The 20,618-nt window shown below is 71.5% G+C and carries 17 protein-coding genes and 1 tRNA gene; 7 read left to right on the forward strand and 11 right to left on the reverse strand.

What is annotated here, in order from left to right:
• Positions 1 to 59: 59 nt before the first annotated feature.
• The 4 genes from ACFY0T_RS13320 to ACFY0T_RS13335 all read right to left on the reverse strand — a co-directional run bounded on the left by ACFY0T_RS13320 (position 60) and on the right by ACFY0T_RS13335 (position 3,901).
• The gene (locus tag ACFY0T_RS13320; RefSeq protein ID WP_388868507.1) at positions 60 to 1,091 is read right to left on the reverse strand and encodes an L-idonate 5-dehydrogenase; all 1,032 of its coding nucleotides are present in this window, start codon (positions 1,089 to 1,091) and stop codon (positions 60 to 62) included.
• 21 nt (positions 1,092 to 1,112) lie between these two features.
• The gene (locus ACFY0T_RS13325) at positions 1,113 to 1,871 is read right to left on the reverse strand and encodes an SDR family oxidoreductase (protein ID WP_388868509.1); all 759 of its coding nucleotides are present in this window, start codon (positions 1,869 to 1,871) and stop codon (positions 1,113 to 1,115) included.
• Positions 1,872 to 1,881: 10 nt separating this feature from the next.
• The gene (locus ACFY0T_RS13330) at positions 1,882 to 3,279 is read right to left on the reverse strand and encodes a GntP family permease (protein WP_388868512.1); all 1,398 of its coding nucleotides are present in this window, start codon (positions 3,277 to 3,279) and stop codon (positions 1,882 to 1,884) included.
• Between the two features lie 94 nt (positions 3,280 to 3,373).
• A complete protein-coding gene (locus ACFY0T_RS13335) occupies positions 3,374 to 3,901 on the reverse strand; it encodes a gluconokinase (protein WP_388868514.1) in 528 nt (175 codons plus the stop codon).
• A gap of 130 nt (positions 3,902 to 4,031) precedes the next feature.
• On the opposite strand from ACFY0T_RS13335, the gene ACFY0T_RS13340 reads away from it, so the two are divergent.
• Positions 4,032 to 4,733: a FadR/GntR family transcriptional regulator gene (locus ACFY0T_RS13340; RefSeq protein ID WP_388868516.1), complete on the forward strand. Its 702-nt coding sequence runs from the start codon at positions 4,032 to 4,034 to the stop codon at positions 4,731 to 4,733.
• A gap of 22 nt (positions 4,734 to 4,755) precedes the next feature.
• Here ACFY0T_RS13340 and ACFY0T_RS13345 read toward each other — a convergent pair whose 3' ends face one another.
• The 4 genes from ACFY0T_RS13345 to ACFY0T_RS13360 all read right to left on the reverse strand — a co-directional run bounded on the left by ACFY0T_RS13345 (position 4,756) and on the right by ACFY0T_RS13360 (position 10,856).
• A complete protein-coding gene (locus ACFY0T_RS13345) occupies positions 4,756 to 5,130 on the reverse strand; it encodes a YchJ family protein (RefSeq protein WP_388868518.1) in 375 nt (124 codons plus the stop codon).
• A 14-nt stretch (positions 5,131 to 5,144) separates the two neighbouring features.
• On the reverse strand, positions 5,145 to 6,524 hold the full coding sequence (locus ACFY0T_RS13350; RefSeq protein ID WP_388868521.1) for a M1 family metallopeptidase: 1,380 nt from the start codon (positions 6,522 to 6,524) through the stop codon (positions 5,145 to 5,147).
• Positions 6,525 to 6,601: 77 nt separating this feature from the next.
• Positions 6,602 to 10,477 (reverse strand): Pls/PosA family non-ribosomal peptide synthetase, encoded by a 3,876-nt coding sequence (locus ACFY0T_RS13355; protein ID WP_388868524.1) that lies wholly within the window; start codon positions 10,475 to 10,477, stop codon positions 6,602 to 6,604.
• A 294-nt stretch (positions 10,478 to 10,771) separates the two neighbouring features.
• Positions 10,772 to 10,856, reverse strand: a tRNA-Leu gene (locus ACFY0T_RS13360).
• Positions 10,857 to 11,043: 187 nt separating this feature from the next.
• On the opposite strand from ACFY0T_RS13360, the gene ACFY0T_RS13365 reads away from it, so the two are divergent.
• From ACFY0T_RS13365 to ACFY0T_RS13375, 3 genes are all read left to right on the forward strand, one after another.
• Positions 11,044 to 12,369, forward strand: coding sequence for a M20/M25/M40 family metallo-hydrolase (locus ACFY0T_RS13365; RefSeq protein WP_388868527.1), 1,326 nt, complete (start codon positions 11,044 to 11,046; stop codon positions 12,367 to 12,369).
• Positions 12,370 to 12,526: 157 nt separating this feature from the next.
• Positions 12,527 to 12,760, forward strand: coding sequence for a chaplin ChpH (chpH, locus tag ACFY0T_RS13370; protein WP_388868529.1), 234 nt, complete (start codon positions 12,527 to 12,529; stop codon positions 12,758 to 12,760).
• 132 nt (positions 12,761 to 12,892) lie between these two features.
• A complete protein-coding gene (locus tag ACFY0T_RS13375; protein ID WP_388868532.1) occupies positions 12,893 to 13,867 on the forward strand; it encodes a chaplin family protein in 975 nt (324 codons plus the stop codon).
• Positions 13,868 to 13,934: 67 nt separating this feature from the next.
• Here the strand turns inward: ACFY0T_RS13375 and ACFY0T_RS13380 are convergent, their stop codons facing one another.
• Entirely contained in the window at positions 13,935 to 14,123 is a 189-nt protein-coding gene (locus tag ACFY0T_RS13380) for a DUF5703 family protein (RefSeq protein WP_028801646.1), read from the reverse strand.
• Positions 14,124 to 14,170: 47 nt separating this feature from the next.
• On the opposite strand from ACFY0T_RS13380, the gene ACFY0T_RS13385 reads away from it, so the two are divergent.
• Positions 14,171 to 14,854 (forward strand): hypothetical protein, encoded by a 684-nt coding sequence (locus ACFY0T_RS13385; RefSeq protein WP_388868535.1) that lies wholly within the window; start codon positions 14,171 to 14,173, stop codon positions 14,852 to 14,854.
• 301 nt (positions 14,855 to 15,155) lie between these two features.
• On the opposite strand, the gene ACFY0T_RS13390 is transcribed toward ACFY0T_RS13385, so the two are convergent.
• Together ACFY0T_RS13390 and ACFY0T_RS13395 are read right to left on the reverse strand one after the other, a co-directional pair.
• A complete protein-coding gene (locus tag ACFY0T_RS13390) occupies positions 15,156 to 17,348 on the reverse strand; it encodes a helix-hairpin-helix domain-containing protein (protein WP_388868538.1) in 2,193 nt (730 codons plus the stop codon).
• Complete coding sequence (locus ACFY0T_RS13395) at positions 17,345 to 18,328, reverse strand: aldo/keto reductase (RefSeq protein WP_388868540.1); 984 nt, start codon at positions 18,326 to 18,328, stop codon at positions 17,345 to 17,347. The genes ACFY0T_RS13390 and ACFY0T_RS13395 overlap by 4 nt, the downstream gene beginning before the upstream one ends.
• Before the next feature lie 173 nt (positions 18,329 to 18,501).
• On the opposite strand from ACFY0T_RS13395, the gene ACFY0T_RS13400 reads away from it, so the two are divergent.
• Positions 18,502 to 19,557 (forward strand): LLM class F420-dependent oxidoreductase, encoded by a 1,056-nt coding sequence (locus ACFY0T_RS13400; protein WP_388868543.1) that lies wholly within the window; start codon positions 18,502 to 18,504, stop codon positions 19,555 to 19,557.
• A 251-nt stretch (positions 19,558 to 19,808) separates the two neighbouring features.
• Positions 19,809 to 20,597, forward strand: coding sequence for a ferritin-like domain-containing protein (locus ACFY0T_RS13405; RefSeq protein ID WP_388868548.1), 789 nt, complete (start codon positions 19,809 to 19,811; stop codon positions 20,595 to 20,597).
• Positions 20,598 to 20,618: the final 21 nt, after the last annotated feature.

The raw sequence follows: 20,618 nt of genomic DNA on the forward strand, positions 1-20,618 counted from the left end.
GGGGCGGAGCCCCCCAGGTACGGGACGGGTAGGGGCGGAGGGGGCGAAAAAACCCACCCCTACGCCCCGAAGTCCAGCAACACCTTGCAGGACCGGCTGCGGTCCGCCGCCAAGGCGAACGCCGACTCCGCCTCCCCGAGCGGGACCACCGCACTCACCAGTGCGTCGAAGCCCGGCTCCACCGCGAGCAGAGCGATCGCATCGTCGAACTCCCCGTCGAAGCGAAACGCCCCCCGCAACTCGATCTCCCGGCTCACCACCAGGTTCCCCGCGAACGGGCTCTGCCCGGGCGGCAGCATGCCGAGCTGCACGACGACCCCACCGCGCCGCACGAGCCGCAGGCAGGTGTCGAGGCCCGCGGCGACACCGGACGCCTCGATGGCGACGTCGACCTCCGCGGGCCACGACGGATCGGCGGGATCGTCGGCCCGTACGACCGCATCCGCGCCCGCAGAAGCGGCGTACGACAGCGCCCGCGGCAGCAGATCCGTGACCGTGACCCGCGCGGCACCCGCGGCTTTCGCGGCGGCCACCACGAGGCAGCCGATGGGCCCGGCCCCCGTCACCAGGACATGCCGGCCCGCCACGGCCCCGGCCCGTCGTACCGCGTGCAGCGCGACGGACAGCGGCTCGGCGAGCGCGGCCCGCTTGAGGTCCAGGCCCGCGGGCAGGGCCCGCAACTGCCCGGCCGGGACAACGACTTGGGCCGCGAAACCGCCCTGGACGTGCGGCATACGCGCCGCACTGCCCAGGTACCGCGTGTCGCGGCACACGTTCGGGCGGCCGTCGACGCATTCGGGACAGAGCCCGCACGGCGTCGCCGGGTGTACTGCAACGGCCGTACCCGGCACGGGACCTGATGCTGATGCCCCGTCACCGTACGAGACGACCGTCCCGACGACCTCGTGGCCCAGCACCATCGGCTCCCGCAGCCGGAAGTCCCCGACCCCGCCGTGCCGCCAGTAGTGCAGGTCGGACCCGCACACCCCGCCGTACCGGACGGCGACGAGCGCCTGCCCCGGGCCGGGGGAGGGCGCGGGCAGTTCGTCGACCCGCAGGTCGCCCTGGCCGTGGATCACGCAACCGAGCATCGCCAAGTCCCCTTCAGAGCTTCAGAGCACACTCGTCATGCCGCCGTCGACGTACAGCACCTGCCCGCTGACGAAGTCCGCCGCGGGAGAGGCGAGGAAGAGCACCCCGCCGACCAGGTCGTCCGTACGGCCCCAGCGGCCGGCCGGGGTGCGCCGCCGCACCCAGGCGCTGAACTCCTCGTCCTCGACCAGGGGTTGGGTCAGCTCGGTCTCGATGTAGCCGGGGCCGAGCCCGTTGACCTGCACCCCGTACGGACCCCAGTCCGCGCACATGCCCTTGGTGAGCATCTTCAGCGCGCCCTTGGTGGCCGCGTAGGGGGCGATGCCCGGACGGACGACCTCGCTCTGGAGGGAGCAGATGTTGATGATCTTGCCGTGGCCGCGCTCCGTCATCCGACGGGCCGCCTCGCGGCCCACCAGGAACGCGCTGGTGAGGTTGGTGTTCAGGATCCGGTGCCAGTCCGCGTCCGTGAACTCCAGGAGCGGGGCGCGCAGCTGCATGCCCGCGTTGTTGACGAGGATGTCGAGCGGGCCCACCCCCTCCTCGACATCCGCTATCCCGGCGGCCACTGACGGGCCGTCAGTGACGTCGAACACCGCGGTGTGCACATCACCGGGCAGTTCCGAGGCGGCCTTGGTGAGCCGTTCGGCGTCGCGCCCGTTGAGGACCACCGTGCAGCCGGCCTCCGCCAGTCCCCGGGCCAGCGCGAGACCGATGCCGCGGCTGGAGCCGGTGACCAGGGCCGTACGGCCGCTGATGTCGAAGAGAGGGTGACTCATTCCCGTACCCCTAGATCACGAGCGAGAGCAGCAGGACCAGTGCGCCTGCCACCACCGAGATGATCGTCTCCATGACGGACCAGGTCTTGATGGTCTGGCCGACGTTCAGGCCGAAGTACTCCTTGACCAGCCAGAAGCCGGCGTCGTTGACATGGCTGAAGAAGAGCGAGCCCGCGCCGATCGCCAGGACGAGCAGGGAGGTGTGGGCGGTCGACATGTCGGCCGCGAGGGGTGCGACGAGACCGGCCGCCGAGATGGTGGCGACGGTCGCCGAACCGGTCGCGAGCCGGATGGCCACCGCGATCAGCCAGGCGAGCAGCAGCGCGGGGATCGACCAGTCCTTGGAGATGTCCAGGATCATCTGACCCACACCGGAGTCGATCAGCGTCTGCTTGAAGCCGCCGCCCGCGCCGACGATCAGCAGGATGCCCGCGATCGGGGCGAGGGACTTCTCGACGGTCGTCGAGAGGCGCTCCTTGGTGAACCCGGCCGCCCGGCCCAGCGTGAACATACCGACGATCACGGCCGCGAGCAGCGCGATCAGCGGCGCGCCGACGATGTCGAAGACGCGCTGAGTCATGTTCGTCGGGTCGTCGACGATGATGTCCACCAGCGCCTTGGCCAGCATCAGCACGACCGGCAGCAGCATGGTCGCGAGGGTGGCGCCGAAGCCGGGGCGCTTCGCCAGGTCCTCGGAGGCGCGGGTCGGGATCATGCGGTCGGGGGCCGGGACGTCCACCCAGCGGGCCGCGTACCGCGAGAACAGCGGACCGGCGACGATCACCGTCGGTATGGCGACGAGGACACCGAGCGCGAGCGTGAGGCCGAGGTTGGCCTTGACCGCGTCGATGGCGACCAGCGGGCCGGGGTGCGGCGGGATCAGGCCGTGCATCACGGACAGACCGGCCAGCGCCGGGATGCCGATGCGCATCAGGGAGTAGTTGCCGCGCTTGGCGACCATCAGCACCACCGGGATCAGCAGCACGATGCCGACCTCGAAGAACAGCGGCAGACCGATCACGGAGGCGATCAGCACCATCGCCCACGGCATGGCGCGCCCGCCCGCCTTGGCGAGGATCGTGTCGACGATCTGGTCGGCGCCGCCGGAGTCGGCGAGCAGCTTGCCGAGGATCGCGCCCAGCGCGATCAGGACACCCACGCCGGCGACGGTCGAGCCGAGCCCGGTGGTGAAGCTGACGATGGTCTTGTCGAGCGGGGCCCCGGCGAACGCGCCGAGGGCGAGCGAGCCGATGGTCAGGGCGAGAAAGGCGTGCAGCTTGAACTTGGTGATGAGCAGGACGATGACGGCGATGCCCGCCAGCACGGCGATGCCCAGCTGAGCATGGCCCGCCGAGGTGATCGGCTCGACGGTGTCCGCTGCCAGCATCTCCACGCTGAGTCTGGTCACGGTGGTTCCCTTGCTTGAGAGAGGTACGAAGGGGGACTTCGAACGGGGATTTCGAAGGGGGACTACAAAGGGGCACTACAAGGGGGGACTTGGGTTACTGCGAGGGCTGGGCGAGCGCCTGGAGCGCGGCCACGGCCCGCTCGGTGATCTCTTCCGGTTCGCCGGACACGTCCACGGCGGCACCCGCCTCGTCCGCCTCCAGCGGCTGCAGGGTGGCGAACTGGGAGTCCAGGAGTGCCGTTGGCATGAAATGCCCCTGGCGGTGCGACATCCGGTCCTCGATGAGCCCCCGATCACCGGTGAGGTGGACGAAGACGACTCCGGGGGCCGCCGCCCGCAGCCGGTCCCGGTAGCCGCGCTTGAGCGCCGAGCTGCTGACCACTCCACCGAGTCCGGCCCGTTCGTGAGCCCAGCGGCCGATGGCGTCCAGCCACGGCCACCGGTCCTCGTCGGTCAGCGGTGTGCCGGCCGTCATCTTGGCGATGTTGGCCTGCGGGTGGAAGTCGTCGCCCTCGGCGTACGGGACGCCGAGCCGGGCCGCGAGCAGGGGACCGATGGTGGTCTTGCCGGTTCCTGCCACGCCCATGACCACGACGACATGGGGGGTACGCGTCAGCTGCATCGTGCTCTCGCTGTCTTCATCTACATCTGATGTCGACGACACTGAAACGCATTAGGTACGACGAATTCAAGAGTCTGTGACATATAAGTCTGACTTTTTGTTCGCGACCGCGGCCTCGTACGCTGACCCCATGACCACACGGGGCCGGGGGCTGCACGGAGATGTACTGGAAGCCCTCGGGCCGGCGATCACGGCGGGTGAGTACCCGCCGGGCAGCGTGCTGCGGACGGACGAACTCGCCCAGCGCTTCGAGGTGTCACGCTCCGTGATGCGCGAGGCGGTCCGGGTGCTCGAATCCATGCACCTCGTCGAGTCCCGCCGCCGCGTCGGCGTGACGGTCCGCCCCAAGGCCGAGTGGAACGTGTACGACCCTCAGGTCATCCGCTGGCGGCTGGCCGGCGCCGACCGCCCCCACCAGCTGCGTTCGCTGACCGTGCTGCGCTCCGCGATCGAACCGGTCGCCGCGGGCCTCGCCGCCAAGCACGCCACCGCCGAGCAGTGCGCCGAGCTCACCGAGTGCGCCCTCGGCATGGTCGCCACCTCACGTGGCCATCAACTGGAGGCATATCTCGTCCACGACGTCGCCTTCCACCGGGTGATCCTCAACGCGTCGGGCAACGAGATGTTCGCCCGTCTCGGGGACGTCGTCGCGGAGGTCCTGGCGGGCCGTACCCACCACGAAGTCATGTTCGAGGATCCTGATCCCGCCGCCGTCACCCTGCATGTCCAGGTCGCGGAGGCCGTACGGGAGGGCAACGCGGCCCGCGCGGAGGAGCTCACCCGCGAGATCACGGTCGGCGCGCTCCAGGAGCTGGACATCCTGGCACCCTAGGAGGTCGGCACCCTAGGGGGTCCTACTCCAGGAAGTCCCCGTCCACGTACACCCACGCCCCGTCGACCCGCTCGAAGCGGCTGCGCTCGTGCAGCGAGCCGCCCCAGTAGGAGGCCCGGAAGGTCACGGTTCCCACGGAGTGGAACGCCGAGCCCTGACTCGTATCGAGGATCTCCAGGCCGGTCCACCGCATCCCCGGGTCGAAGTCGAGCCGCGCGGGCCGCGTCCGCGGATGCCAGGTCCGCCGCAGATACGCCTCGTCCTCCTTCACGAAGGCGCAGTACCGCGACCGCATCAGCGCCTCGGCGGTCGGCGCCGCGGCCTCACCGCGGTGGAAGCGCCCGCAGCACTTCGCGTACGGCTCGGGCAGTCCGCAGGGGCAGGAACGACTGGTCATGACGGCCATTGTGCCTATGCGGAATCGGCGTTGGTCGGCGGGTACGTGGGCCGCGCCGGAACCGGGGCTTCCAGCGTCGGCAGCGGTGGCAGGGCGGTCTCGTACAGCCACGCCGCGAACACGTCGTCCAGGGGCTCCGCCGCATAGCGCGAGACGTGCGAGGTGAAGGTCGCCGTGGTGACCGCTCCGCTGCGGTGCAGGGTGGCCCAGCCGCGCAGCATGCGGAAGAAGGCGCCGTCGCCCATCGCGCAGCGCAGCGCGTGCAGGGTGAGCCCGCCGCGCTCGTAGAGCCGGTCGTCGAACATCAGCTTGCGGCCCGGGTCGGCCAGGACCAGGTCCTGCGGCAGCGCGGACAGCTTCCGGTGCGCGGCGGCGGCCAGCCACTGCGCGGTACGGCCGCCGGAGCGCTCCGACCACAGCCACTCCGCGTACTTCGCGAAGCCCTCGTTCAGCCAGATGTGCCGCCAGTCCGCGATGGACACGCTGTTGCCGAACCACTGATGCGCCAGCTCATGCGCGACCAGCCGCTCCGAACCCCGCGCCCCGTCCACGTGGTTGGCGCCGAACAGCGACAACCCCTGTGCCTCGACGGGGACATCGAGCTCCTCCTCCGTCACGACCACCGCGTACTCGCCGAACGGATACGGCCCGAAGAGATCCTCGAACAGTGTCATCATCGCGGGCTGCCGCGCGAAGTCCCGGGAGAACTCCGTCAGTAGCTGCACCGGGACATGCCCGGTCTGCGGTACGCCGCCGAGCCCCGGGTCGCCGAGCAGCACCGTCTGGTACTTCCCGATCGACAGCCCGACCAGATAGCTGGAGGTCGGCGCCGACTGCTCGTACACCCAGGTGGTCGTCGAGGCTTTGGTCGTACGGGTCAGCAGCCGTCCGCCCGCCACCACGGAGTACGCCGAGGGGGTCGTGATCGAGATCTGGTACGAGGCCTTGTCGGCCGGGCGGTCGTTGCACGGGTACCACGAAGGCGCCCCGATCGGCTGGCTCGCGACCAGCGCCCCGTCCTCCAGCTCCTCCCAACCGAGCCCGCCCCAGGGGCTGTTGACCGGCTTGGGATTGCCCGACCAGTGCACCTCGATGGTGAAGGCGGCGCCCACCCGGATCGGCTTCGCCGGGCGGATGCGCAGCCTGCCGCCGCGGTGCGTATAGTGCGGCGCCTTGCCGTCGACGCGGACCCGGCCGATCCGGAAGTCGGCCAGGTTCAGCTGGAACTCGGTGAGCGGAGCACGGCCCGCTATCGCGTTGAGCCGCGCGGTGCCGGAGAGCCGGTTCGGGCCGGGGCGGTAGTCCAGCGCGAGCTCGTACCGATGCACCCGGTAGCGGGGATCACCGTTGGCCGGGAAGTACGGGTCCGATCCCACTGTCTGCTGAACGCTCACCGCTGCGACTGCTCCCTGCCCTGTGCTCGTACGACGTGCCGCTGTACCGCCCTTCGTATCCGATCCGGTCACGACTTCTATGAACGCCATGCCTCGATCGGGTTGCCCAGCCAGCGGGTGTCGTCGGGAACGGACTCCGCCGCCATCACCAGCGACGCGGGACCCAAAGTGGAGCGGGCCCCGACGGTGCTGCCGGGCAGGACGATTCCGCCCGGGCCCAGGGTGGCGCCCTCACGGAGAACCACAGTATCCGTCCGCAAGATCCGGTCGTGGAAGAGGTGGGTCTGCAGCACACAGCCCCGGTTCACCGTCGTCGCGTCCTCCAGCGTGACCAGGTCGGTCTCGGGCAGCCAGTAACTCTCGACCCAGGTGCCCCTGCCGATCCGGGCACCGAGGCCGCGCAGCCACGCCGTCATCAGCGGCGTACCGGGCACGGATCCGGCCAGCCACGGCACGGCGACGACCTCGACGAACGTGTCGGCCAGCTCGTTGCGCCACACGAAGCCGCTCCACAGCGGGTGCTCACCGCTCCGGTGCCGGCCCACGAGCAGCCACTTCGCCACGATCGAGACGAGGCACGCCACCACGCCCACGGCGAGCAGCACGACCCCGGACAGCGCCCAGGCCCACGCCCCCAGCGCGCTCAGCGCCGCCACGGTCAGCACGGCCAGCGCCGCCGAGCAGAACACCGGCACGATCCGGCACAGCTCCACCAGACCCCGCGCCCACAGCAGGTGCGCGGGCGGGTCGTAGGTACGGCTCTGGTCGCCGTCCTGCGTCGCACGCGGCAGCTTCACCGGCGGCAGCCCCAGATACGAGCTGCCCTTCTTCGCCTTCTTCGGCGTCGCCGACAGCACCCCGACCAGACCGCCGTCCGGCACGCTGCGGCCCGGCGCGGTCATCCCGGAGTTGCCGAGGAACGCCCGGCGGCCGATCTCGGCCCGCCCGATCCGCATCCAGCCACCACCGAGCTCGTACGGCGCGGTCAGCGTGTCGTCCGCCAGGAAGGCGCCCTCACCGACGGTGGTGAGGCTGGGCAGCGCGAGGACGGTGGAGACCTCGGCGCCCCGCCCGATCTTCATGCCGAGCAGCCGCAGCCACACCGGGGTGATCAGCCCGGCGTACAGCGGAAACAGCGTCTCGCGGGAGCGGTCCATCAGCTGGGTGACCGTCCAGGCCTGCCAGCCGATACGGCTGTGGGTCGGGTGCGTGCCCTCGCGCAGCCCCAGGCTCAGCAGGCGTACGGCGATCAGGAGCAGCAGCGCGTACGCGAGACCGAAGGTGAGCGTGGCCGGCACCAGGGCGAGCGCGGCACCGCGCAGGGCCGCGCCGAGCCCGGCGTCCGCGCTCACGAACCCATGGGCCACCAGGAGGGCGGCGAGGCCCGCGAGGACGGGCAGCGCGGTCAGCGCGAACCCGGTCGCCCCGTACATCGCCCGCCAGTACGTGCCGCGCTGCGGCCGCTCCTTGGGCCACGCGCGCTTCGCCTTGCCGAGCTTGACCGCGGGCGCTCCGGCCCAGCGCTGCCCGGTCGGAATCTGCCCGGCCACGGCGGAACCCGGGGCCACCTCGGACCGCTTGCCGACCCGCGCACCAGGGAACAGCATGCTGCGCGTGCCGACCACCGCACCGGCGCCCACCTTCACCGGACCGATCTCCAGCCGGTCACCGTCCAGCCAGTGCCCCGACAGGTCCACCTCGGACTCGACGGCCGCGCCCCGGCCCAGCTTGAGCATGCCGGTCACCGGCGGCAGCGAGTGCAGGTCCACGTCCGCGCCGACCTTGGCGCCCAGGGCACGGGCGTACCGCTCCAGCCAGGACCCGGTGAGCGAGGTCGCACCGCTGAACTCGGCGATCCGCTCGGCCGTCCACAACCGCAGATGGACGCTTCCGCCGCGCGGGTACCGGCCGGGCTTCACGCCCCGCAGCAGCAGCCGTGCCCCGCCCGCCGCGATCGCGAGCCGCCCCGGCGGGCTGAAGAAGACGAGCGCACCGGCGGCGACGAGCCACCACGACGTGCTCGGCGCCCAGGGATACGGCCCGAACCAGTGCAGTACGTTGCCGAGCGCGGCGAGCGCCACGGTCCAGCGCAGCCCGAGCAGCGTGAACAACGGGATCAGCAGCAGGAGCTGCAGGGCCTTGGCCCGAAGCGGGACAGGGGAGATCTCACGTGCCGCGCCGTCGCCCTGCGCGGACTCCTCCAGGTGGCGGGCCAGCTTGCGCAGGACGGGCCGCTGGTAGATGTCGACCACGGCGGCGCTGGGGTAACGGGTGCGCAGCTTCGTCGTGAGCTGGGCGGCGGCCAGGCTGCTGCCGCCGATCGCGAAGAAGTCGTCGGAGGCGCCGGAGACGGGGATGCCGAGCACCTCGCTCCACTGCTCGGCAAGCCAGGCCTCGGTGCCGTAGAGCTGTTCCTTCGCGCCGCCGGTCTCCAGGCCCTCCAGCGGCCAGGGCAGCGCGTTGCGGTCGACCTTGCCGGACGTCCGGGTCGGCAGGTCGTCCACCGGTGCCAGCAGCGGGACCAGGGCGGCGGGCAGCTCGGCACGCAGCTTCTCGACGGCGGTGGCATGGTCCCAGCCGTCCTGGGTGACCACATAGCCGACGAGGAGCTGGTTGCCGCTGCGGGCGGTGCGCACGGCGGCGGCAGCCCCTGCCACGCCGGGCAGCGCCTGCAGGGCCGCGTCCACCTCACCGAGCTCGATGCGGCGACCGCCGAGCTTGATCTGCTCGTCGGCCCGCCCCAGGAAGATCAGCCCCTCGGGCTCCGCCTTGACGAGGTCACCGCTGCGATACGCCCGCTCCCAGCCCAGGGACTCCAGCGGCGCGTACTTCTCCGCGTCCTTCTCGGCGTCGAGGTACCGGGCGAGCCCGACCCCGCCGATCACCAGCTGCCCGCTGCCGCCCATCGGTACCGGTTCCCCGGCCTCGTCGACGACGGCCAGCTCCCAGCCGTTCAGCGGCAGCCCGATCCGGATCGGCTCCTCGCCGGTCATGAGCGAGGCGCAGGCGACGACGGTCGCCTCGGTCGGCCCGTAGGTGTTCCAGACCTCGCGCCCCTCCGTGACGAGCCGCTGCGCCAGCTCGGGCGGGCAGGCCTCGCCGCCGAAGATCAGCAGCCGGACCTCGTTGAGCGTCTCGGGCTCCCACAGGGCGGCCAGCGTGGGCACGGTGGAGACGACGGTGATCTCCTGCTCGACCAGCCAGGGCCCGAGGTCCGCACCGCTGCGGACCTGGGAGCGCGGCACGGGCACCAGACAGGCGCCGTACCGCCAGGCCAGCCACATCTCCTCGCAGGAGGCGTCGAAGGCGACGGAGAGGCCCGCCATGACCCGGTCACCCGGGGCGATCGGGTCCTCGTTCAGGAACAGCCCGGCCTCGGCGTCCACGAACGCGGCGGCACTGCGGTGACTGACGGCCACGCCCTTGGGCTTGCCCGTGGAGCCGGAGGTGAAGATGATCCAGGCGTCGTGCTCGACGCCGGGCCGCGCGGCGGGAGCCTCGGACCTGCCGTTGACGGACAGCTCGTGCCCGGCCCCGATGACCGCGCGTACCTCCGCCTCCCCGAACACCAGCTCGGCCCGCTCGTCCGGGTCCTCGGCGTCCACCGGCACATAGGCGGCACCGGCGGCCAGTACGGCGAGGATCGCGACGTACAGGTCGTTGGTGCCGGAGGGGACCCGGACGCCGACCCGGTCGCCGAGTCCGACCCCGGCGTCCGCGAGCCGTCGCCGCAGCGCCTCGACCTCGACGGCCAGCGCACGGTAGGTGAGGCAGCGGTGCCCGTCGTCCAGTGCGGGCTCGTCGGGGTGGGCCCGGACGGAGGCGTCGAGGATGTCGACGAGCGTGCGGGGCGAGGCGGCAGAGGCGGCGGAGAAGCGCGCCGGGTCGCCGAACTCCGCGCGCACCTCCTCGTCGAACAGCGCGAGTGCGGGGCCTTGCTCGAGGGCTGCCATCGGGTCCTCACGTGTTGTTCCCGGAGTCTCCGGGGCGCTGGCGGGCCCGCAGGTATGCCTGGGGATCTTCCGGTCCAGCTCCGAACAAGCGTGAAATTTTAGTACGACGCTAGCCGCGGACCTGGTCGTCAGCCATGTGGAGACGCCCTATGGGGTCACCGGAACCTCTCGTTCCGGAGCTCTGACGTGGGGGTCCGTCATCCTGACGAGATCTGCCCCACATCTGTCCGTAACACGGCGAACACAACGAGCGAGGGCCGCGACCTGTTGGTCGCGGCCCTCGCTCATCTCACGTGTCCGAGGGGGGACTTGAACCCCCACGCCCGATAAAGGGCACTAGCACCTCAAGCTAGCGCGTCTGCCATTCCGCCACCCGGACAAGGTGTCTGTCGTGCGGGGTTTCCCCCGCGGCGACAGAGGAAACATTACCAGGCTTTCCAGGGCTCCTGATCACGCCCTGTTCCCGCGTGAACGGCGTGTGACGGGCCGGGTCCGGCCTTGGGGCGGAGCAGGGGTCGGAGGGAGGATGAGGGGGACCACCAGCAGCGACAGTGGGAGGAATCAGCGTGAGCGAGTCGAACACGGCCAGGAGCGTCTCTGGCGAGGACGAGGTCGTGGACCTCTGTCGCGAGCTGATCCAGATCGACACCAGCAACTACGGGGACCACTCCGGACCGGGCGAACGCAAGGCCGCGGAGTACGTGGCCGAGAAGCTCGCCGAGGTGGGGCTCGAACCGCGGATCTTCGAGTCGCACAAGGGGCGCGCCTCCACGGTGGCCCGTATCGAGGGCGAGGACCCCTCGCGGCCCGCGCTGCTCATCCACGGCCACACCGACGTCGTACCGGCCAACGCGGCGGACTGGACCCACCACCCCTTCTCCGGAGAGATCGCGGACGGGATGGTGTGGGGCCGCGGCGCGGTCGACATGAAGGACATGGACGCCATGACCCTGGCGGTCGTCCGCGACCGGCTGCGCAGCGGGCGCAAGCCGCCCCGCGACATCGTGCTCGCCTTCCTCGCGGACGAGGAGGCGGGTGGTACGTGGGGGGCGCGGCACCTGGTCGACAACCACCCGGACCTCTTCGAGGGCGTCACCGAGGCGATCGGCGAGGTCGGCGGGTTCTCCTTCACGGTCAACGAGAAGCTGCGGCTGTATCTCGTCGAGACCGCCCAGAAGGGCATGCACTGGATGAAGCTGACCGTGGACGGCACCGCCGGTCACGGTTCGATGATCCACAAGGACAACGCGATCACCGAGCTGTCCGAGGCCGTCGGGCGGCTCGGCCGGCACACGTTCCCGGTGCGCGTGACCAAGACGCTGCGGCACTTCCTCGACGAACTCGGCGACGCGCTCGGCACCGAGCTCGACCCGGAGAACATGGATGAGACGCTCGCCAAGCTCGGCGGTATCGCCAAGCTCATCGGCGCCTCGCTGCAGAACACCGCCAACCCGACCCAGCTGGGCGCCGGCTACAAGGTCAACGTGATTCCCGGGCAGGCCACCGCGCACGTCGACGGCCGTTATCTGCCGGGCTACGAGGAGGAGTTCCTCGCCGACCTGGACCGGATTCTCGGCCCGCGCGTGAAGCGTGAGGACGTGCACGCGGACAAGGCACTGGAGACCAGCTTCGACGGCGCCCTCGTCGACGCCATGCAGACCGCGCTGTCCGCCGAGGACCCGATCGCGCGCGCCGTTCCGTACATGCTCTCGGCCGGCACCGACGCCAAGTCCTTCGCCGACCTCGGCATCCGCTGCTTCGGCTTCGCCCCGCTGAAGCTGCCGCCGGAGCTGGACTTCGCGGGCATGTTCCACGGTGTCGACGAGCGGGTTCCGGTGGATGCGCTGCAGTTCGGCGTACGGGTGCTCGACCGTTTCATCGACGCGTCCTGAATTGGTCCAGTGAAACGAAACTCCAGTAATCGACCGCGCGTGCGGAGTGCACTGAGAAGAGTGAATCCGACCATAAGCTCGTAGCTCCATTACTCCCTCCTCGTTACAGGTGATGCGATCCGCTACTTGGGATCGCATTTGCCAACAAGGAGGAATAATGATCAAGAAGGTCGTCGCTGCTGCGGCTGCCACTGGTGGTCTGGTTCTCGCGGGTGCGGGCCTGGCCGTCGCCGACTCGGGTGCCCAGGGTGCTGCCGTGCACTCCCCGGGCGTCGCTTCCGGCAACGTCATCCAGGTTCCCGTGCACATCCCGGTGAACGTCTGCGGCAACACGGTCTCCGTGATCGGGCTGCTGAACCCCGCCTTCGGCAACACTTGCGTTAACCAGTGACGTCTACCCCCTGAGGGGCGTTAACTCATCGGCTCCGGAGCGCGCGCCATGCGTTCCGGGGCCGACCGGTCTTTTCGCAACGAATTCAGAGCACGAATTTCAGTGCTGGATCGAAGGCAGGGACAATCAGCAATGCGACAAGGTACCCGCAAGGGTCTGATGACCGTGGCGGCGGCGACCGGCGTGATCGCCGCCGCGGGCGGCTACGCCCACGCCGACTCGGGGGCGAGCGGCTCCGCTTCGAACTCACCCGGCGTACTGTCCGGCAACACGGTGCAGGTGCCGTTGCACGTTCCGGTGAACGTCTGCGGCAACACGGTGAACGTCGTCGGGGCCCTCAACCCGGCTATGGGCAACAAGTGCGCCAACCAGGGAGGTAGCAGCTCCTCGGGCGGCTCCGGCGGCGCGCGGGCTGACGGACGCACCAGCGGCTCGCCCGGCGTCGGCTCCGGCAACACGGTGCAGGTGCCGATCGACGTGCCGGTCAACGCGTGCGGCAACAGCGTCAACGTCATCGGCATCGGCAACCCCGCGATGGGCAACGACTGCGCCAACGGTGGCGGTTCGGCGAGCGGCCGCCAAACCCAGCCGCCCGGCGACGGGCGCGTGACGGTTCCGCCCGGTGGCGGGACCGTGACGACGCCTCCCGGTGGCGGGACCGTGACGGTTCCGCCCGGTGGCGGGACCGTCACGACACCTCCCGGTGGCGGGACCGTGACGGTTCCTCCCGGTGGCGGGACGGTGACGACGCCTCCCGGTGGCGGGACCGTGACGACACCTCCCGGCGACGGGCGCGTGACGGTTCCTCCTGGTGACGGGCGTGTGACGACGCCGCCCGGGCAGACGGGTCAGCCCAGGATCCCGCACCAGCCGGCCACGCCGGTCCACTCCGTCACGCCGGACACTCCGCCCGCCGCGCGCGGGCGGACGCCGGATGGCTCCCTGCGCGTCAGCCGGCAGGGCGACAGCTCCGTCGCCCAGCCCCGAGCCGCCGCGCAGCTCGCCCACACCGGCAGCGACCTGCCGATCGGCAGCGTGCTGCCGGTGGGCGCGGGTGCGCTGCTGGCCGGTGCGGTGCTGTACCGCAAGGCGCGCGCCTCGGCGTAACGCACGAACCTGAGAAAACGGAGCGGGCCCCGTCGACGCGGGGCCCGCTCCGTTCATGCGCCCTGTCTCACCACGTGGCACGCACCTGGCGGATGATCCGCCGGCGCAACCGCACCTTGCGGCTGCCGTCGCGCAGCAGGCTCAGGCGGTCCAACTCCCAGTGTCCGTACTCGGCATGGTCCGTCAGCAGGCGTGTCGTTTCCTTGCGGGAGACCCCGCGCGGTACGTACACGTCGACAAATTCGTATTCCGGCATCGCATCTATTGTGCGGGCAGAGGCCCTGTACGGATAGCGTCTGCACTATGTCTGATGCTGTGCAGCCCACCGCTGCCGAGGTACGCGCCGCCGCCGAGGCGATCAAGACCGCGCTCGACCGCCACCTGGCCGCGGTCGAGCGCAGGTCGGGCGAGGACGATCCGGCCGTCTACGAGGCGTTCAACGAGCTGGCCGCGGCGGCCGAGGAGTACGACGAACTGCTCTTCGACCGCTACGACGAGGTCACCCCCTTCGACATCCCCGGCACGGAGGACATGCTGCCGTACACGGGCCCCGAGGAGCCGCACGCGCTGAGCGTGCTGATCCGCCGGGACTACGCGGTGGTGGAGCCGCAGCGGCTGCTGGCGCAGGCCCAGCGGGTGGAGGCCGTGGAGGAGGACGGCGCCACCGCCGGCGCGGGCTTCGACGCGGCTTCCGGCACGGTCCACGGGGCGCTCGGTGTCCTGTTCGGCGAGTTCGAACCGGACGAGATCGCCTCCCGGCACAAGGAGTTCGGCCTGGAGGAGGGCGACTCCACGCTCTGGGTGACCGCCGCGGACGAACCCGCCGAACCCGGCGAATGGCTGGAGGCCCCGTTCGATTCGATCGATCCGCAACGGGTGGTCTGCCGCTTCGACGTCAGCGCGGTCTTCGACGAGGAGTCGGACGACGACCTGGAGGACGACCTCGACCCCGACGGCGACCTGGAACCCTCGGACGCCGACCGCTGATCTCAGCCGCCACACCTGCGGTCCGCCACCACCGGCGACAGCCCAGCCGCTGTCTCAGCTGCGTGCTGCTGGGGGCGGCGGCCCACCCGCTGTCGTGGCTGTGGGCAATCGTGCCTCCCCCACTGCCTTAACGGCGTGGGGGACCCCCAGGCGGATACGGGTGGGCACTGGGGGTACCCCCTTGCTCGAAGAGCTTGGGGGAGGCACCTCGTAAGCGCCGAACTGCGCACCCCCCGGTTGCCCACGGTGCCGGGTGCCCACCCATGCGGTGGTGCACTCCGGCTCCGGGAGGTCAGCCGGGTCAGCCGGCCGCCGGTGCCTGGGCCTTGAGCAGGGCCGGCAGGCGCGTCGTGCGCGGCTTCTGCGGGACCTCCGCCACCGCCCGCGGCAGGGCCTGCTCCACCCCATGGACGACGGACAGGTGCCGCTCGGCGCGGCCGAAGGCCGTGTACACCCACGGCCTGGTCAGCGACTGCGCGGCATCGCCAGGGAGCACCACGACCGCGGCGGGCCAGCGCATCCCCACCGCCTGGTGCGCCGTGAGCGCCCAACCGTGCCGCACGGCCTGCTCCACCCGCTCCTTGGGCACGACGACGGGTAGCCCCGCGCACTCCAGGTGCAGCCCGTCGGCGTCGGCCTTCACCACGCGCCCCGGCACCGACCGTCCCGGCGCGGGGGAGTACGCGATCCGGTCGCCCGGGTCGAAGCCGCCGAAGCGCCCGGGCCCGGGGTTCAGCCGCTCCTTGAGCGCGGTGTTCAGCGCGCGCGTGCCGACCGCCCCGCCGTGCCCCGGCGTGATCACCTGCGTCTGCTCGGCCGGGATGCCGATCGCGCGCGGCACCGAGTCCGCGACGAGCTGCACGGTCCGGTGCACCGCTTCGCCGGCGTCGCGCACCGGGACGATCACGACCTCCTTGCCGGGCGCCTCGACCTGGTTCAGCTCACCGATCCCGACCCCGGAGACCAGCTCGCCGATGGGCCCGGGGTCCGGCGTCCGCGAGGCCACCTGCGGGCACACGCGGGCGGCGATCAGGTCCGCGAAGACCCTCCCCGGACCCGCCGACCACAGCACCCCTGGGTCCCCGCTCAGCACCAGTCGCGCGCCGTCCGGCAGTGACTCGGCGAGCATCGCCGCCGTCTCGACGTCGAGCTGTGGCGCGTCGAGGACGACGAGGAGGTCGAGCTCGAAGGCGCCGTCCGCGTCCCGGCCCGGGCCCTCGGCGCCGGACAGGAGCCCCGCGACGGTGGTGACACCGGTGCCGACGCCGTCCTCGGGGCCGCCCGGCAGGTCGTGGTGGGCGAGCTGGGCCGTGAAGCGGTCGCGGCCGCCCGGCGTGTGTGTGGCGGCCCAGCCGCGCAGGCCGAGACCGCGCGCGGCGTACAGCAGCGCCGCCGCTTCGGCCTGGGACGCGTCCCCGCCGGTGTGCAGGACCAGGCCATGGCTCGCGACTGCGCGGATCAGCTCCGCGGCGGAGCGGGTGGCCGACGCCGCGGCCTGCTCCCAGTCGGCGGCCGAACCGTCCTCCTTCGGCACGGAGTTCATCACCCGGGCCAGTCCGTCGGCGAGGCTCTCCTCGGCCAGGGCATACCGCTCCAGGCCCACCAGGACGCGGACCGGGCGCTCCTCGCCCTCTTCGGCCCCCTCCTCCTGGGCGGGGGCCGCCGTGTCGAGCGCGTCCTGGAAGACCAGGGCCTCGCCCTCCGCGAGGGTGCCCTGGACGGCCGCGTCCGGGTCCGGCACCGAGCGCTGGGAGAGCGCGGCGGTGAGCGCCGGGGCGTCGAGGGCGGTGTGTCCGGCGAGGGCCGCCTGCTCGAGGAGCCAGACGGTGACGGCGCGCCCGCGTCGCTCGTCGTCGGGGCCGCACTCCGCACCCAGCAGCGCGCGGGCGAACCCGTCGGCCTGCTCCGGCCGCACCCCGGGGACGCGCAGCAACTGCCAGGGATCCTCGCGCAGTTGCTCGTCGGCGCCCTCGCCCAGGGCGGCGACGACCTGTGGCGCGAGCGTGTCGGGCGCGCCGCCCTCGGTCAGTACGGCCCGTACGCCGTCGACGGTCTCCGCCGTGACGGCCGGCGCCGAGGGGGCGGCGGCCGGGGCGGCCACGGGCTGCGGCCGCCGCACGGGCTCCTGCGCGGCCCTGCGCGGCGCGGGCTCGGGCTCGCGGAAGGCGGAAGCCACGGGCTTCTCGCCGCTCTCCACAGCCCGCACCGCGGCGAGCAGATCGGCGGCCTTCCCGCTCAGCTTGGCCCCGGCCTCGATCGGCCCCTGCTTCTCGGCCTTCCGCCGCTCGATGCGCTCCCGCTCCAGAGCCTGGGCCGCCAGCTCGGCCTCGGCCTCGGACAACTGGGCGGCCCCTTCGGAGGCTTGCGCTTCAGTGCCCTCGGCCGCGGCGCCCTCGGAAGCGCCCTCGCCCGCGGTCTTTGGGGCGCCGTCGGCCGTGTCCGCGCCCGGCGTCCCCGGCTCCGCGTCGTCCGTGGTCTCGGGCTCCGTGGTCACAGCGTGCTCCAGTCGTGATCGGGATAGTGGTGCACCGGTGCCGACACATCGTCGAGCGCCCGGCAGATCTCGTCAGGAAGACTAAGGGTCTCCACTGACAACGCGGCCGTGAGCTGCTGCGCGTTGCGCGCGCCGACGATGGGGGCGGCGACGCCGGGCCGGTCCCGGACCCAGGCGAGAGCCACCTGGAGCGGTGTCACGGCGAGACCGTCCGCCGCGGTCGTCACCGCGTCCACGATGCCGCTCGCCGTGTCGTCCAGGTACGGCGCGACGAAGGGCGCGAGGTGCTCCGAGCCGCCCCGGGAGTCGACCGGTGTCCCACCGCGGTACTTGCCCGTGAGCACGCCCCGGCCGAGCGGTGAGGAGGGCAGCAGGCCGACGCCCAGGTCGAGGGCGGCCGGCAGTACCTCCCGTTCGACGCCGCGCTGGAGGAGGGAGTACTCCATCTGCGTACTGGCCAGCCGCGTCCGTGTCCCGGGTGCGGCGAGCTGCCAGGTCGCGGCCTTGGCGAGCTGCCAGCCGCAGAAGTTGGACACGCCCGCGTAGCGCGCGCGTCCGCTGCTGACAGCCAGGTCGAGCGCCTGGAGGGTCTCGTCCAGGGGCGTGCCGGGGTCGTACGCGTGGACGTGCCACAGGTCCACGTAGTCCGTGCCGAGGCGCGCGAGGGAGGCGTCGAGGGCGGACAGCAGATGGCCGCGCGAGCCGTCGAAGCGGCGCTCCGGGTCGGGCACGCTCCCCGCCTTCGTCGAAATGACCAGGTCCCGGCGCGGCACGAGCCCTTCTATGAGGCGTCCGAGCAGATACTCGGCCTCCCCGTCCCCGTACACGTCCGCGGTGTCGACGAGGGTTCCGCCCGCTTCCCAGAACACCTTCAAGAGGTCCGCGGCGTCATGCTCGTCGGTGTCCCGCCCCCAGGTGAGGGTGCCGAGTCCGATCCGGGACACACGCAGGCCGGTACGGCCGAGATGCCTCTGCTCCATGGACGCCGAGATTACTGGCCAGAACTCACCGCGTGGGGGCCCTGTGGACAACGAGGTTCGGGCGGACGACGGGAATCCGACGCCAGGGCCCAACCCGTCCCTGCCGCCGCGCCCACCAGCGCGCTAGGGTCTCCGGCACAAGGGACGTTACTGATCGGTAAGGGGAATCGGCCATGCAGCTCGGGATCAACCTCGGCTACTGGGGTGCCGGAATGGACGCGGACAATCTCGCCGTCGCCCAGGAGGCCGACCGGCTCGGATACGCCGTCTGCTGGGCCGCCGAGGCCTACGGGTCCGACGCGGCCACCGTGCTCACCTGGGTCGCCGCCCAGACCGAGCGCATCGACGTCGGCTCGGCCATCTTCCAGATCCCGGCCCGCCAGCCAGCGATGACCGCGATGACGGCCGCCACGCTCGACTCGCTGTCGGGCGGCCGCTTCCGCCTCGGCCTCGGCGTCTCCGGCCCGCAGGTCTCCGAGGGCTGGTACGGCGTCAAGTTCGACAAGCCGCTGGCGCGCACGCGCGAGTACGTGGAGATCGTACGGAAGGCGATGACGCGCGAGCGCCTCTCGTACGAGGGCGACCACTGGACGCTGCCGCTGCCCGGTGGCCCGGGCAAGCCGCTCAAGCTGACCGTGCACCCCGAGCGTGAGCACATCCCGCTGTACATCGCCGCGATCGGCCCCAAGAACCTGGAGCAGACCGGCGAGATCGCCGACGGCGCGCTGCTGATCTTCCCCTCCGCGGACCACCTCGAGGACACCGCGATCAAGCACCTGCGCGCGGGCCGTGAGAAGGCCGGGAAGACGATGGAGGGCTTCGACGTCTGCCCGACGCTGCCGCTCGCCGTCGGCGAGGACAAGGACGTGGCCGCGCTGGCCGACATGTTCCGTCCGTACACCGCGCTGTACGTCGGCGGTATGGGCAGCCGCAAGCAGAACTTCTACAACCAGCTCGCCCAGCGCATGGGCTATGAGAAGGAAGCCGCCGAGATCCAGGACAAGTACCTGTCCGGCGACAAGGAGGGCGCGGCCGCCGCCATCCCGCACGCCCTGATCGACCAGACCACCCTGCTGGGCTCCGTCGACCGCATCGCCGACCGCATGAAGGCGTACGCCGCGGCCGGGGTCACCACGCTCACGCTGGCCCCCGCCGGCTTCACGCTGGACGACCGGATCGCCTCGCTCCGGGCCGGCTTCGAGGCGCTGGAGCGGGCCGGGCTCGCGTAACGCGCGGCGTAACGGGGCGGGGGAGAGTTCTGCGGCCGTGGTGGGGGCTCGGGGGGTCTTCCCCGCCACGGCCGTCACGGGGAACAACGCGTCGGAGCCCCCTTGGTTACGCGGTCGGGGCCTCCTCGGTTACGCGCCCGGGCCTCCCTCGTCATCCGTCGTTTGGCGGATTTGTCCGACACATCGGTTGCCGCGCTCCTGACATCCCATTTGACTCGTTTTCTGCGCAACCCTGCAGAGAGGTGTCAGTGATGCTTTCGGCCAAGAGTCTGTTCCAGGAGATCCTCGACAACGACGAGTCGTTCCGGCTGTTCTGCTCCATCGCCGCCAGTGGGGAGACGCAGGGGGGCTGGGAGAACGCCCGGATCGCCGCGCTCGTCCCGCAGAGCGAGCGCGCCCTCGCGCCCAAGATCACCCGGCACGGCGCCGACGAGGACAAACACGGGCGCATTTTCAACGCCCTGATGAAGAAGCGCGGTCTCGAACCCGTCGAGGTCCCTCCCGACACCGACTACACCATGCTCCTGGAGCGGCACGGTATCGGCCTCGCGCACGAGAAGCTCAAGGGCGACCAGCCGCTCACCGTGCAGGACATCGTCACCTATCTCGCCCACAGCCGGGTCACCGAGCAGCGCGCCTCCGAGCAGATGGAACTGTTGCGCAAGCACTTCGCGGACCACTCCGACATCGGCCGCGCGGTGAAGATGATCTCGGCTGACGAGGACAACCACCTCGCCTACTGCCACGAGGAGCTGCTGCGTTTCGCGTACGCCGGGCACGGCCGCGCCATCCAGCAGACGCTGCGCGAGTGCGCACTCGCCGAGATCCGCATCTACCGGGACGTCAGCCTCGCCGTCATGGCCCACATGGGACGCATCCTCGGCTGGCCCCGGGCCAAGGCGGCGGTGCTCGCCGCGGGCATTCACGCCGTGTACGCGTACGAGCGTGCCGTGGGCTGGCGCCGGATGGTCTCCCTGAGGATGCCCGAGCGGCGCGACGCGCTCGGCGGTCCCGCGACTGCGGCGCCCGAATTCGCGTGAGCGTGCTCCACGCGCGCGTGG

It is taken from the genome of Streptomyces sp. NPDC001530 (genome assembly GCF_042894545.1).
In the GTDB taxonomy this organism is placed as follows: Bacteria; Actinomycetota; Actinomycetes; order Streptomycetales; family Streptomycetaceae; genus Streptomyces.